This window comes from Candidatus Flexifilum breve, from assembly GCF_016713355.1.
The window spans coordinates 198,906-212,383 of record NZ_JADJPI010000019.1 but is presented as its reverse complement, the minus strand read 5'-3'; the positions used below and the strand labels follow the sequence as shown (position 1 = coordinate 212,383).

General features: G+C 49.1%; 13 protein-coding genes. 10 read left to right on the top strand and 3 right to left on the bottom strand.

Annotation, left to right across the window (positions count from 1 at the left end; genetic code table 11):
* Positions 1-30: 30 nt before the first annotated feature.
* Positions 31-342, bottom strand: coding sequence for a hypothetical protein (locus IPK17_RS18085; protein WP_343419087.1), 312 nt, complete (start codon positions 340-342; stop codon positions 31-33).
* Positions 343-468: 126 nt separating this feature from the next.
* Between IPK17_RS18085 and IPK17_RS18080 the strand changes: the two genes are divergently transcribed.
* Positions 469-810 carry a hypothetical protein gene (locus IPK17_RS18080; RefSeq protein ID WP_343419086.1) on the top strand — a complete coding sequence of 114 codons (342 nt, stop codon included), beginning with the start codon at positions 469-471 and terminating at the stop codon, positions 808-810.
* Between the two features lie 459 nt (positions 811-1,269).
* Positions 1,270-3,015 carry a S8 family serine peptidase gene (locus IPK17_RS18075; protein ID WP_343419085.1) on the top strand — a complete coding sequence of 582 codons (1,746 nt, stop codon included), beginning with the start codon at positions 1,270-1,272 and terminating at the stop codon, positions 3,013-3,015.
* A gap of 12 nt (positions 3,016-3,027) precedes the next feature.
* Here IPK17_RS18075 and IPK17_RS18070 read toward each other — a convergent pair whose 3' ends face one another.
* Positions 3,028-3,978 carry a glycosyltransferase gene (locus IPK17_RS18070; RefSeq protein ID WP_343419084.1) on the bottom strand — a complete coding sequence of 317 codons (951 nt, stop codon included), beginning with the start codon at positions 3,976-3,978 and terminating at the stop codon, positions 3,028-3,030.
* Positions 3,979-4,171: 193 nt separating this feature from the next.
* Here IPK17_RS18070 and IPK17_RS18065 point away from each other — a divergent pair, with 193 nt between their 5' ends.
* Genes IPK17_RS18065 through wecB form a run of 8 tightly spaced genes read left to right on the top strand, consistent with a single transcriptional unit; the run spans position 4,172 to position 12,531 of the window.
* Positions 4,172-5,005 (top strand): ABC transporter permease, encoded by an 834-nt coding sequence (locus tag IPK17_RS18065; protein ID WP_343419083.1) that lies wholly within the window; start codon positions 4,172-4,174, stop codon positions 5,003-5,005.
* Positions 5,006-5,007: 2 nt separating this feature from the next.
* Positions 5,008-6,297, top strand: a complete 1,290-nt coding sequence (locus IPK17_RS18060; protein ID WP_343419082.1) for an ABC transporter ATP-binding protein — start codon at positions 5,008-5,010, stop codon at positions 6,295-6,297.
* A 3-nt stretch (positions 6,298-6,300) separates the two neighbouring features.
* Positions 6,301-7,305: a class I SAM-dependent methyltransferase gene (locus tag IPK17_RS18055; RefSeq protein ID WP_343419081.1), complete on the top strand. Its 1,005-nt coding sequence runs from the start codon at positions 6,301-6,303 to the stop codon at positions 7,303-7,305.
* A gap of 52 nt (positions 7,306-7,357) precedes the next feature.
* On the top strand, positions 7,358-8,311 hold the full coding sequence (locus IPK17_RS18050) for a glycosyltransferase (RefSeq protein ID WP_343419080.1): 954 nt from the start codon (positions 7,358-7,360) through the stop codon (positions 8,309-8,311).
* The gene (locus IPK17_RS18045) at positions 8,308-9,510 is read left to right on the top strand and encodes a glycosyltransferase family 2 protein (RefSeq protein WP_343419079.1); all 1,203 of its coding nucleotides are present in this window, start codon (positions 8,308-8,310) and stop codon (positions 9,508-9,510) included. Before IPK17_RS18050 ends, IPK17_RS18045 begins: the two co-directional genes overlap by 4 nt.
* Entirely contained in the window at positions 9,511-10,359 is an 849-nt protein-coding gene (locus tag IPK17_RS18040; protein ID WP_343419078.1) for a dTDP-4-dehydrorhamnose reductase family protein, read from the top strand.
* Positions 10,349-11,431, top strand: a complete 1,083-nt coding sequence (locus tag IPK17_RS18035) for a polysaccharide biosynthesis protein (protein ID WP_343419077.1) — start codon at positions 10,349-10,351, stop codon at positions 11,429-11,431. Before IPK17_RS18040 ends, IPK17_RS18035 begins: the two co-directional genes overlap by 11 nt.
* Entirely contained in the window at positions 11,428-12,531 is a 1,104-nt protein-coding gene (wecB, locus tag IPK17_RS18030; RefSeq protein WP_343419076.1) for a non-hydrolyzing UDP-N-acetylglucosamine 2-epimerase, read from the top strand. The genes IPK17_RS18035 and wecB overlap by 4 nt, the downstream gene beginning before the upstream one ends.
* Here the strand turns inward: wecB and IPK17_RS18025 are convergent.
* Positions 12,488-13,459: a glycosyltransferase family 2 protein gene (locus tag IPK17_RS18025; RefSeq protein ID WP_343419075.1), complete on the bottom strand. Its 972-nt coding sequence runs from the start codon at positions 13,457-13,459 to the stop codon at positions 12,488-12,490. The two genes, wecB and IPK17_RS18025, sit on opposite strands and share 44 nt — an antisense overlap.
* Positions 13,460-13,478 lie beyond the last annotated feature (19 nt).

Here is a 13,478-nt window from a genome sequence, read left to right as displayed (position 1 = left end):
ACACGCCGCCAACCCGCAAAGCCGTGGAGTCTACGAAGGTAATCCCTGTGCAGTGACCACTGAGCGCTTAGGCGTGGCCCATAATAGCAACACCACTCGGTGCATGAGCGTGACGAAGCGACTGTAGCGCACATCACCAGGAAATTCGACCCGTAAGTGCACTTGTGTCTCTTTGGTGTAGTCGTCTTTGAAATCGCGATACCCGCTTTGATGAAAATGGATCACTATCATCATGATCTCACTGAGGCTGAGTCGGAATTGGCGTACGCGCTGTCCGGCGCGCCGGGGCAAGGCGGGCGGTAGCGCGGCAGTCCATGCCCCGGCAGAAATCATCGACATCACAGAAAAATTCCCAGTAGAGTTCGTGGGTTGCCGTTCTCGTTAGGGTAACGAGAAGCTTAACCGCTTCTCGAAAGGTAGCCCATGCCTATCCAAAACTCAGGTTACTTAGCAAAAGATCGATAACCAGTGGTACAAGTTGAAATCGTCATGAGAATCCTGCAGACTTTAGGTGTCGAAGCCAAAGAAGCAGGTTCGCATGACGACAGAAGAGATTATCATCCACATATTTTTGTGCTGTCGATGATAAGCTGGGTGACGTGCCGAAAGTGCTACACGGATGACCATTGCAACCTGTTTTCCCTACTGACCGTGATCTGTCAGGCGAAGCACATGTTCCATCGGACAGCGGCGCATTCGGATGCCCGTTTTGCGTATACCGCTGCCATGTTCAACGTTTTGACTGGCTTGGATCGCCAATTGCGTCCTGATCGTGCTTACACACTCAGTATTGCAGAGTTGTCGTTATAACTTGCACCACTGGTTAGATAATCAAATTGGCGTTATTTCGACCTCTGTTCTAAAGCTTGAAAAGGCATACATCATGTTGATGAAGCAGTTTCCTTTTCGTGTGGTTCTTTTTCGCTTCTCCTAGCCTTCTTCGTGCTTCTGAATGCTTCCAGATCTCACTGGCCTAAGCGCTGATGCATCGAGTTCAACGACAGGTAACGTATCTTATACTCTTCAAGAATCTACACGGGAGCCGATGTTTGTACCGGAAGACGAGCTTATTACTGACGAGAGTGAGCCGACCCCAGTACAAACACTGACGGAGATTGCTATCGATGATTTTTCCCGACGGCAACGTCAACCCAAGCATACTTCCCGACCGCGCTACCCTTCCCAACATTGCCTCTGGTTGCCCCCTCTACTCAGGTCGGTACAGACCAATCAGATTCTGAACTTCAGTTACCTGTACCAACTCAGGTTGTGCTGACCTTCTCCACAGAGATGACTGTCGAGGAACGAAAAGCATATGTTACGGAGCGTGGGGGTGAAATAGTCGCAGAACTCAACGCCCTTAATGCGCTCGTGGCTGTGCTGCCGATGCAAGCCTTATCACTCGATGGCATGCCGGACGCCGAGACACTGGTTACAGTAGAACCAGACTATTTTGTGAGTGCTCAGATTGAAGTGCCGCCGAACGACCCACTGTATTCCGACCAGTGGGCCTTGCCAGCGATTGGCGCAGCAAACGCTTGGGCAGCACTCCCCGTGAATCTGCCAACTGTGGTAGTTGCTATCATCGATAGTGGGGTTTGTTTGGAACATCCCGATCTGCAAGGGCGTGTTTTGCCCGGTTGGGATTTCGTGGATGGGGATGCAATCCCTCAAGATGAGATGGGGCACGGTTGCGGGGCTGCAGGGATTATCGCGGCGAACATCAACAATGGTGTGGGGATAGCGGGCGTTGCACCGAATGCGATGGTCATGCCGCTCCGAGTTCTGAATGCCCAAGGAACCGGTACTTACTCCAACGTGGCAGCAGCAATAGTGTACGCAGCTGATCACAGTGCGCAAATCATCAACCTGTCGCTGGGTGGAACGTATGCCTCAACCCTACTTGAGAACGCAGTGAACTATGCTGTTGGACTCGGAGTGACGGTGGTTGCAGCAGCGGGGAACACTGGGAGTGAGCAAATTCTGTACCCTGCTGCCTATGAACCTGTGATTTCTGTTGGTGCAGTTGATCAAAACCTGCTAATTAGCAATTTCAGCGCGCGTGGTTCTGGAATTGATATATTGGCACCGGGACAGAATATTCTGACAACACGTATGGATCAGTCATTCACTCCAATGACAGGAACTAGTTTTGCGGCCCCTTTTGTATCCGCGGCAGCAGCACTTGATCTCGCTATAGGAATAGCACAAGCGATTACCCTTGACGGTGGGCTATTAAACCTTAGTAATAGCATCCCGCCAACAGCTACAGCAACAGCGACTCCGGTGTCAGGGAGGGGAGATTTCGGAATGGGGCTGTATAACCCGGCCAATGCGGTCTGGATGCTTCGAGACAGCCTGACGAATGGCGAGCCGAACCGGATCGCTGTCTATGGCGGGATCGCTGGAGCATTGCCGGTGGTGGGGGACTGGAACGGGGACGGGAGCGACACGATGGGGATGTATGTGCCGCACCTAGCGTACTGGTTTCTACGAAACAGCAATACGACTGGGACAGGCGATATTTTCCTAGTCTATGGCGGGATCAGTGGCGCAGTGCCAGTGGTGGGAGATTGGAACGGGGATGGGGTAGATACCATTGGACTGTACAACTTGACGACGGGGATGTGGTATCTACGCAACTCGAACACGAACGGGGAGGCAGATGTTGCTTTCCTGTATGGAGGAATTCCCGGTGCAGTTCCGGTAGCCGGAGACTGGAACGGGGATGGGATCGACACAGTGGGATTGTATGTGCCCGCGACAGCACTGTGGTTGCTTCGGAACAGCAATACTGGTGGGGAGGCGGATGTATCGTTAGTCTATGGCGGAATCAGCGGCGGGGTTCCAGTGGTAGGCGACTGGGACAGCAATGGGACTGACACGATCGGGATATATGTGCCGAACCTGGCGTACTGGTTCCTGCGCAACAGCAACACAACGGGAACGGGGCAAATCTTCTTGGTGTACGGCGGGATTAATGGTGCGCCGCCAGTCGTCGGCCGATGGGGATGAATATTATAGAGTCTACCGGTAACGACGAATAAGCTCAAGGATCATACGCACAATCAACCACTTTGCTGGCACGGTAACCGGCATAAGCCGTGCCAGTAAAGCTATTGTGGCGGCCATGATGGATTGTGGAACTGAAACTGAATCCAGTTGACGTGCTTGCGTTATTATTGAAGCTGCCTCTTCAAACTCCCCAGTGTAAAGGCAGCGAAGGGTGACATCGCGCAACAGTGTAAACTGTACGGATGAGGACAACTGATCAAAGGCTGGTAGTGCGATGGCGCGCTTTTGGATTGCAACTGTTGCGCATGCTGCTTCATATCCTGCATGAGAAGACATGTTTGGATGAATTCGATAATAAGCAACGACTGCTGGCAAATGGTCAAATGTCGCGTGTGTCGCAAGGCGTATCCAAAAATCCCAGTCTTCTGCCACTGTAAGTTTAGGATCAAACCAATCAGCCCTTGACAAGCAAGAACGCTTGAACAAATAGGCATGAATTGGAGCTAGATTTTCGAGCGCAATAACAGCAAACACGTTTCCTGCGGGATGCTGCCGAGCAACGCGCGGCGATCGATTTATCAAGTGATCCTTATCATCAATCATGATGCTGTTCCCGTACAGGACTTCCACAGCAGGATGATCTTCAAGGTAACTCAAGCGTCTTTTCAGACTATCTTTAGGCATAAGATCATCATCGTCATGGAGAAGTAACCATGTGCTTGATGCCAGCGCCAATCCTTGGTTACGTGCACTTGATCGTCCCTGTTGTGTTTGATGAAATATGATGAAACGCCTATCAGCTGTGGACAAGCTGTTCAAATAATCGCTTGTTCCATCCGTTGAGCCATCATTTACTATGATGATCTCATCGGGAGGACGAATTTGCTCTAAAATATTGTCGACGGTGCGCCTTAGCCAACCCAATCTGTTATAGGTTGGAATGATAATGCTTACTGTTTGCAAGACAACCTCGGCGTGGTAGACGTTCGATGAAAACGATGACTATGCATTTCTCAGCTAACTCGCCATGTATCGAATTTTGCAACGCAAACTGAGTTTAATAGTGAATTCTAGTCTGTGATACCCCAATTAGCACTAGTAAAACTAGGTTCCATGCGGAATAATCAATGCTGATTAGTCGAAATAGGTGAGATGAGTGAATCAATTACCTCCCGTGATCGACATTGTTCCACCTGCCAAATGGCGCTTGCCAGATCTCCGCGAATTGTACGAATTCCGTGAGTTATTGTATACATTGACGTGGCGCGACATACGTGTCATGTACAAACAAACGATAATTGGCGCCCCGTGGGCGATTCTCCAACCTCTTTTACTGATGATAATTTATACACTTGTATTCGGCCTCATTTTGCGGGTTCCAACGAATGAAATCCCTTACACACTTTTCATCTTCGCGGGTTTGCTTGGCTGGAATTTTTTCGCGACCGGTATTATGCGCGCGTCTACCAGTGTTCTCGCAAACGCTAATCTAGTTCGTAAGGTCTATTTCCCGCATCTTTTGTTACCCGTTGCCGCTGTTTTTGGTGGCATCATCGACCTCATCCCCGCGCTACTGCTTAGTTTACTGTTGGCTTTAGTGTACGGGTTTCTTCCGACTTGGAACTTATTCTCTATTGTGCCAACCCTTATCCTTCTATTAATAACAACTCTGGGTGTTGGCTTTTGGGTTGCTGCATTACTAACAAAATACCGAGATGTAAGTATCGCGCTGCCGTTAATATTGCAGATCCTCTTCTACGTATCGCCAGTACTTTATACCAGCAGCCTGTTCGGGGAAACGTGGCGTATTCTGATGGGCATTTTTCCCGTATCAGTGATTGTTGAATCCTTTCGTTGGTCACTTACGAGTACTGGTGAACCTCCTTTGTTGATAACTAGCATAATTGCTTGGTGCAGCGCCTTCCTCATTTTGGTTGGGGGAATGCTATTTTTTCAGCGAATGGATCCCGAGTTTGTGGATTTGGTGTAGCCATGAGTGATGCGGTCATTAGAGTCGAGAATTTGTCCAAACGATTCTTGATTGGCGCAGCGCAATCTCAACATCTCAATCTAGGGGCGGCTGTCCAACGCTCACTTGCCCAAGCTCTGACACGTAAACGCGTTGCCCAGCATGCAAACTCGAAATCCAGTGAGATTTTTTGGGCACTGCAAGAAATCACTTTCGAGGTAAATCGAGGTGATGTTTTTGGCGTTATCGGGCACAACGGGGCAGGTAAGAGTACCCTTCTTAAGATTTTGGCGCGGATTACGCCGCCCACCTCAGGCAGAGCACGCATTGATGGCCGACTGGGATCTCTACTCGAAGTTGGTACTGGTTTTCATCCCGAGTTGACCGGTCGCGCCAACATCTTTCTGAACGGCGCGGTACTCGGTATGAAGCGGAACGAGATTGCTAAACGCTTTGACCAGATTGTTGACTTTGCTGAAGTCGAACAATTCATTGATACACCAGTGAAGTTCTATTCAAGCGGGATGTACATGCGGTTAGCGTTCGCCGTAGCAGCGCATCTCGATACCGAAATACTGCTAATCGATGAGGTATTAGCAGTTGGTGACGCTGCCTTCCAGCAAAAAAGCCTAGGTAAGATGAATGATATTGCATCAAATCAGGGGCGGACAATCCTCTTTGTGAGTCACGCCCTAGGCGCAGTCAAAGCCTTGTGCAATCGTGCCATTCTGCTCGATCATGGACGTATCACGAGATGGGGTACAGCCAGTGAAGGAGTTGACCATTATCTAGGATCAGTTGAAACTCCCCTTACTCAGGTGGACTTGCCCGAAGATCCCGCGATACGCGTGCAAATTCTGTCGGCAAGAATCGATCCGCTGCCAACTTCGGACGGTGACACGGAGATTCTGTTTCACTGTACTTATCGAGTTAAACAGGAGCTGGAGAATTTGCTCCTATGCGTGGAGGTATTCAATGAGCGCAATGTCTCGGTCTACTACTCCAACAACGACTATCTCGAGGATAATCGCAAGCGCCGCTTGGGAACTCACACTGTGACACTGCGCATCCCGACTTCGATGTTCTCTCCTGGGGAATACCAAGTTGCTTTCGGATTTTGGGAGCCTGGGTTCGATTATGCTGAGCATTTTCCACGTGAGAGATTGCGTTTCCGACGAGAAGAACAGCCATCGCGGCTCACACGGCATGCAGTGAAATGGCCCAGTGTCATCTATTCCCCATTTGGTTGGAATTATGTCGAGGGAAAGCTTGATACATCTCACAACAGTGAACTATCCGAAGAGTATCGTTAAACCATGCTGACCCCTGAAGAAGAACGTGTGTATAACAATGGAGAACGCCTGATTCCAGGGATCAGTCATGATTTGCGAGAACTGCTGCGACATCGTGGTGTCTATCGGTTTTGGTATGAAATAATCCGTCGTGATATGGCGGCGGGGCGTACGGGAACACGCATCTCAATTGTTGACTTGGGTTGTGGCGTAGGACATGGATGTGCCCTGTTGTCGAGGTTGCCAAATGCGGTAGTTACTGGCGTGGATTTTTCTGGTGAAGCAATTGCCTATGCTCGTGCACATTACGCGGCGTCAAACATTTCTTATGTTCAGGCGGATCTCTCAGACTTCGTTGCAACAATGGAACCATACGATTATGTTGTGTCGCGCAATGCTCTAGAGCATATCAACAATGGGCTGGAGATAATTGAACGTATTTCTTTCAATCATCGCCTTGCTTTTGATGTGCCATACAACGAAGCTCCCGTAAACCCCTATCATTACTTACATTATGTTCGCGCAGAGTCGTTTGCGGGGCTAGCAAATACTGAAGTCATCTACGAAGATATGCGTGGCACACTGTATGACGCACTGACTGGTAATCGAAGTATAATTAATATTATGGGCTTGAGCCATCATGATAGCTTTCCACCTATCTGCGAACTAGGCTTACACTTTCCTATAGAAGCTTTGAGCTTTTCCGATCTTATGTCTATCCCAGACCTCGTTCGAGCTATCATCCAAGTGGAAGATCGCCTTGATCAACTAACGGCTGCGATATATGAACACGGTGATGCAATGCAACAAGTTCGCAGTGCCAGCCTGCAATCGGAACAAATGCATATTGCTTCACGTGAGATGATTAGTGAACTCGTCCAATATACGAGTGACCTTGAACTGCGCCAGAATCGCATGGCGACAGAACAGTCAGCAATCATCGCGAACCTCAATCGCCAAGAGTCCAAAATTGAGCGTTTAGCTGCAACCTTGTCCAATATCATTAACCGAGTTAAAAACTTAAAATAATCCTAGTAAGGAAGTGCAGCGTCGCCTTCGAGAATGGATTAGGAGCATAATCGTGTCCAGCTCACCATTAGTAACCGTCATTACGCCGACTTATAATCGTGCGGACTATCTACCTAGCGTGATCGATAGTGTACTAGCTCAGGACTACACACAACTCGAATACATAATACTTGATGACGGATCGACGGACAACACAGAATCAGTGCTCAAACGTTATGGCATGCGGATTCAGTGGGAATCACAGCCCAACATGGGCGAAGGCCGCACCGTCAATAAGGGCTGGAAATTGGCTCGCGGTGAATTTATTGCAGTGGTCAATTCTGATGATCCTGTCATGCCCGGATGGCTTAGCACCATGGTTCACTATATGCAGACTCATCCTGAGGTACTGGTTGCGTACCCGGATTGGGTGATGATCGATGCTCAAGACCAACCAATCCAGACTATATTCACCTACGATTATTCCTACGCCAACATGATCCGTTGGCATCATTGTTTTCCAGGCCCAGGAGTGTTAATTCGGCGTTCTGCTTTCGAGATGGAACCAGAACGTGACACAAGTTTTCGCTATGTTGGAGACTATGAGTATTGGATGCGTCTCGGGCTCCACGGTCCTTTTGGACGTGTCAACCAGGCGTTAGCAACTTTCAGATTTCATCAGGGTTCAGCATCCTTGGCGGCTAAGGGATTGATGATGGCACAGGAACACATTGCCATGCTGGACAAATTCTTTCAGCGTTCAGATATCCCGAGGTCGATCCGAGAGCTCAGGCGAGAAGCATACAGTGCAGCGAACTATATTGCTGCGATCCAATGTATGTCTGAGCGACAGTCTGCGGCGCGCTACTTCATCCGCTCGTTGCTGCTGCATCCTCGCAGCAAACCGAATGGTTTATCGCGCTCGGCCGATTTGATGGCTCAGTTTATCCTTACGCCCAAACTTTATGCCTTGGCCAGGCGTTCGCTCGATTATTTGAGCCCTGTGCGACAGAAACAACCAGCATGATCCCCACGGTAAGTGTTATCATACCGACTCGCGATCGTTCGAAGTTGCTGCGGCAAGCCATTGAAAGCGTTTTGACCCAAACGTACAGTGACTACGAAATTATCGTTGTTGACGATGGTTCTAGCGAAGATATCGCGGCAGTAGCTGGGTCATATGATAATCGCGTCCGCTACGAACGTCTACCTTCGGGTGGTGTGTCCAAGGCACGAAATCATGGGATTCGTTGTGCCAAAGGACGATATGTGGCGTTTCTAGATTCTGACGATTTGTTTGCGCCGGATAAGTTGCAGCGGCAAGTTGCGTGGTTGGAAAGACATCCAGAAATTGGAATGACGTACTCGGGTTATCGGAGTGTTAATGAAGCGCTTGAGCCAATAGCAGAACATCAGGCAGTTGTTTACTCGGATAGCAAATCTATGTTGACCACCTGCACAATTGCCACGCCAACGGTGATGGTTCGACACGAGGTGTTTGAGCAAGTCGGTTACTTTGATGAGTCGATGCATCTGGCGGAAGATATTGATCTGTGGACGCGAATTTTTCGACTGTATCCGATTGCACCCATTCCCGAACTTTTGACGTTGGTTCGCATTCATTCACACTCTACACCTCGGGATCCTGAAGCTGTTCTGAATGCCTATATACACCTCCTGACTAAAGCATTTCGCGCGGATCCAACAATTGGTTTCCTAGAACGCAGACGCTTGCTCGCTCGAGTGCATTACTTGTGTGCTGCAGAAGTATTAGCACTTGTTGATCATCAATCAAGCGATCCGAACAAATACCAAACCTACAATTACTATTTTGTCAAAGCGACACGCTATTTTCCCTTTTCGCGATCAGGGCTGAAAACATTAGTACGTCACTATTCAGTCGGCGGTCGTCGCCTTATGCGGCGCCTGCTTCGAAGAAATCAGCCTTATCCTTCCGATTGGACATTCGTTGATAAATTTACTGTGGCTGACTGGCATGCCATAACAGGGTGGTTAAAAAAGAATCAACCCGAATATGTTTTTGAACTCCTGTTACGGGGCGATATGCTACTGGTTACGCGTGATAGAGAACGGGAGATTCCGGTCGATTGGGTCTGTACTTTGCTTGAGCGGCTACCCAATGATCAAGTTCTCAAATGGATCAACGAAAATATCGATGACATGACGGATCATACGATAGCCGATGACTCAGAAAGGAATTCCTGAATGCGTGTGTTGATTCTAGGAGCAGCAGGTATGCTCGGTCATCGCCTCATGCTTGATTGGCAGCAAAAATACGATGTGTGGGGAACGGTTCGTGGAAGCGCAGGTAGACTGCCGATTGACATTGAACGTGGACACATCATCGAGGACGTTGATGTACTGCATTTCGACTCCGTCATCGAGGCAATGGAACAAGTTGCCCCAGACGTTGTCATAAACTGCATTGGAATTATAAAGCAGCGTGATGAAGCGAAACAGACAAAGCTCGCCATCGAGATCAACGCATTATTCCCTCATCGGTTAGCACATTTTTGTCATGCTGCTCGCACTCGACTGATCCTAATCAGTACTGACTGTGTGTTTTCGGGGCAAAAGGGCAATTACACCGAGTCTGATCCAACCGATCCACTCGATAATTACGGAAAAACAAAGTCATTAGGTGAAGTTGCTGAGATTCCTGGCTGTGTTACGATACGCAGCTCGATTATTGGCCATGAATTAGGAACGCAGTACGGATTGATCGAATGGTTCTTAGCCCAGAATAACCCGATCAAGGGCTATACTCGCGCGATATACACCGGATTTCCGACCAAGACATTTGCAAAAATCCTCGATCAGTATGTTCTGAGGAGTGATCTTGAGGGTTTGTGGCAGGTATCCTCTGATCCGATAAGCAAGTATGAATTGCTGCATATCGTGAAACGCGTTTATGGACGCACTATAGAGATCATTCCCGACTCTGACGTGATGATAGATCGTAGTCTGAACTCGATGCGCTTTCGCGAGAGAACGGGGTACATGCCCGCACCTTGGGAAACCATGATAAAGGAGATGGTTGCTGATGCTTCATAAACCGTTTGAGGGTAAACGTATCCTAATTACCGGTGGTACAGGATCGCTTGGAAAAGTGTTGGTACGTCGATTGCTGAGCGGCGTCAATGGTAAACCGGAATCTGTGACTATCATGTCTCGCGACGAGGCCAAACAGCATTATATGCGGCAGGAATATTTGCAGCGTGCGGCAGCTACGGACGAAGTGATCTATCAAGACTCTCAGCGCGTGTTGAAGTTCCGCATTGGCGATGTGCGAAACTTTGACTCGGTCTGTCAAGCACTCCGCGGGGTCGATATCGTTTTCAACGCAGCAGCCCTTAAGCAGGTACCTTCTTGCGAATACTTCCCGAACGAGGCGGTACAAACCAATGTTCAGGGCGCAGAAAACATTGTTCGCGCCATCATGGAATTTCATCTGCCCATTGAAGTCGTCGTTGGAATTTCAACTGACAAAGCATGCCGACCAATCAATTTGATGGGAATGACAAAGGCTATTCAGGAACGTATATTGCTGCGCGCCAATCTTGAATGTGATTGGACGCGTTTTGTCGCTGTACGGTATGGAAATGTACTAGCATCACGTGGGTCAGTAGTGCCGCTCTTTCTCGATCAAATACGCAATGGCGGTCCAATCACAATTACTGATCCTATCATGACGCGGTTCCTGTTAAGTCTCGACCAAGCGGTTGATGTTGTTTTTGCCGCCGTAAGCTGGGCATTGCCGGGAGAATTAGTCATTCCACGAATTCAGTCTGCTCGGATAGTCGATCTAGCGACGGTCTTGATCGGAGATCTACCGGTTGAGACTAAAGTGATAGGGATCCGCCCGGGAGAGAAGTTGCACGAGATCCTGATTTCGGATGACGAAGCTTTGCGAACTTATCAGCGCGACGAATATTTCGTCGTACAATCTATCCTGCCTGAACTGCAACGTCCTGTACCCAACAACCAGTTAATTTTGACGCGTGAATTCAGTTCCGCAGACACAGTGATGACGCCAGAGGTACTACGCGAGTACTTGACGCGTTTCCGCTTGCTTCCCAACATGATTGGCTCAGGCGAACTAACGAGTGGTGAGTTACTAAGATGAAAGTCTTGACTCTGCTCGGTACGCGTCCAGAGATCATCCGGCTCAGCCAAATTATTCCCCGTCTAGACAACGTGTGCGAACATGTACTTGTGCATACTGGTCAAAACTACACACGCAGTCTGAGCGACGTGTTTTTCGAACAAATGGGAATACGGATCCCAGACTATAGCTTGAATGTGCGTGGGGATACTTTCGGTTCGATTGTCGCCGCCGTTCTAACTGAGAGTGAAAAAGTGCTCAGGGCGGAACGCCCAGATGCAGTATTGATCCTTGGTGACACTAACAGCGGCTTGGCCGCCATCACTGCTAAACGTCTAGGGATTCCTGTCTATCATATGGAAGCGGGAAACCGCTGCTACGACGATCGGGTTCCAGAGGAAATTAATCGTCGTATCATTGACCATACCAGTGATGTCCTCATGCCCTACACTGAACGCAGTCGTGCGAACTTAATTCGTGAGGGCATTGCAGGTGAGCGGATTTACGTCACAGGAAATCCAATCAAAGAGGTGCTCGATCATTATGGGAATTCTATTGATACAAGCAGCATTCTCGAACAAATGGGTGTCGAACGAGGACGTTACTTCTTGGTAACGCTGCATCGCGCAGTGAATGTTTATGAACCTGCGCGTCTCAAGGCTTTCATTGGATCTCTGCAACGTCTTGCCGCCGAATATGCTCTGCCTGTACTCTGTAGTTTGCATCCACGTACCCGTTCACAACTCGATAAGCAGGGGCAAACGTTGGCTGGCAACGGAGTTATCGCGTTTGAACCGGTTGGTTTTTTTGACTTCATAAAGTTGGAGCAACACGCTTATTGCGTATTGAGCGATAGCGGCACTGTACAAGAGGAATGTTGTTTGTTGAAGGTGCCGAACGTTACGCTAAGAGATGTGACCGAGCGCCCAGAGACCCTTGAGGTAGGTAGCAACATCTTGAGCGGGGCACAGGTGGAGTCGATTATGCGCGCGGTGGCGCTCGCAACATCTTGTCCTTGCACATGGATTGCTCCACCAGAATATCTGTTTCGAAATGTCAGCGAAACCGTTGTCAAGATCATTCTGTCTTACCGCCCGAACGTCTTGCAGCGCGGTGTTTGATCATACGCCAGTACGCAAATATAGAACTCGCGATTTGGGCTGGGAGCTGAGTCACGAGCATGGAAAAGAGAGCACGTGGGTGCTGCACCATGTACTTTGGTGAATAGGTGAATGCTCTTCTGAAATACGCCCTCGACTCCAACGGTTTAGCTGGCAGACAATCTGCTGCAGCTCGGGTATACGTGGCGGCGCGGACCTGAAGTTCCATGGGCCGGAGTGCCTCTGGAATATCGGTACGGGCAAATAGCTCATCGATGACCGTTGTGCGTTCAGACGCCGCTCCGCAGTCGATTTGGCTAGATAATGACTGCCGATGAACACGAAAGTAGGCAAGACAGCTCGGAATACGCTCCATATTTCCATGTAACCCGATGCGTAACCAAAACTCCCAGTCACCCACGAACCGGTAGGTTGGGTTACGCCCACCTACTTGCTCTATGAGTTTCGTCCGAAAAAACGTTCCCGGTCCGGGTAGACAGACGCCATAAAGCAGAGTTTTGTAATTATATGGGCGTCGGTATACTGGTCCGAAAGGATTCGACTCGAGATCGACGGCTTGCCAATCGGGATAAATAGCAACCAATTCCGGCATCGCAGTTAAGCGTTCAACCACACATTCGACTAGATTTGGAGCGATGAAATCGTCCGAATTCACCACTCCAACGATTGACCCGTGTGCCCGTACAAACCCGTGATTGACCGCTTGTGCCTCGCCTTGATTCGTTTGCTGTACCAGGGTGATGCGGTTAGCATAGGGCGCAAGGACCTGGCTTGTGTTATCGGTTGAGCCATCATCAACGATAATGTACTCAATCCGGGGGTACGTTTGATTCAAAATACTCTCAACCGTTTGTATGATAAGGTGAGAGCGATTGAACGTTGGTGTAATAATGGTTACAAGGGGTTCGGTGGAGGCTTGAATGTTCATTGCGGAGTCTTGCATATCT

Coding starts and splice junctions, on each gene's coding strand:
- IPK17_RS18025 (WP_343419075.1), bottom strand. CDS start 13,459: ATGAACATTCAAGCCTCCACCGAACCCCTTGTAACCATTATTACACCA.
- IPK17_RS18035 (WP_343419077.1), top strand. CDS start 10,349: ATGCTTCATAAACCGTTTGAGGGTAAACGTATCCTAATTACCGGTGGT.
- IPK17_RS18040 (WP_343419078.1), top strand. CDS start 9,511: ATGCGTGTGTTGATTCTAGGAGCAGCAGGTATGCTCGGTCATCGCCTC.
- IPK17_RS18055 (WP_343419081.1), top strand. CDS start 6,301: ATGCTGACCCCTGAAGAAGAACGTGTGTATAACAATGGAGAACGCCTG.
- wecB (WP_343419076.1), top strand. CDS start 11,428: ATGAAAGTCTTGACTCTGCTCGGTACGCGTCCAGAGATCATCCGGCTC.
- IPK17_RS18045 (WP_343419079.1), top strand. CDS start 8,308: ATGATCCCCACGGTAAGTGTTATCATACCGACTCGCGATCGTTCGAAG.
- IPK17_RS18060 (WP_343419082.1), top strand. CDS start 5,008: ATGAGTGATGCGGTCATTAGAGTCGAGAATTTGTCCAAACGATTCTTG.